Origin of the sequence: Actinospica durhamensis (genome assembly GCF_018139695.1) — a bacterium.
GTDB lineage: Bacteria > Actinomycetota > Actinomycetes > Streptomycetales > Catenulisporaceae > Actinospica > Actinospica durhamensis.
Genome location: NZ_JAGSOG010000854.1, coordinates 1 through 399, shown reverse-complemented (window position 1 = coordinate 399; position 399 = coordinate 1). Strand labels below are relative to the sequence as shown.

General features: G+C 69.7%; 1 protein-coding gene. It reads right to left on the bottom strand.

Annotated elements, in window-relative coordinates; translation table 11 throughout:
* Positions 1-385 (bottom strand): EamA family transporter (locus KDL01_RS42550; protein WP_212534359.1); only part of this gene is annotated, 385 nt, incomplete at its 3' end.
* Positions 386-399 lie beyond the last annotated feature (14 nt).

Genomic DNA, 399 nt, shown 5'->3' with positions numbered 1-399 from the left:
CCGCCAGACCGGTCACCCGCACCGGCGAGAACACCGAGCGGTCCCCCAACCGCCAGGCGATCACCGTCGCGATCAGCGGCACCATCGCGATGAGCAGCGCCACCAGCGAACTGCTCAGCCGCTCCTCGGCCGAGTTCAGCAGATACCAGGGCACGGCGATCTCGATCGCGGCGAAGGCCAGCACCGCCCGCCAGTGCGCCAGAGCCGGCCGGATCACGCCGCGGCGTATCGCCACCGGCAGCAACAGCAGCGCACCGATCGCGGTACGGCCGAAGACCAGGAAGCCCGGCTCGAGCCCGGCGTCCATCACCACCTTGATCAGCAGATACGGGATCCCCCAGATCACCGACATCGCCGCGAACAACAACCACGCCCGCCGGGTCATACCCCCGCCTTCCC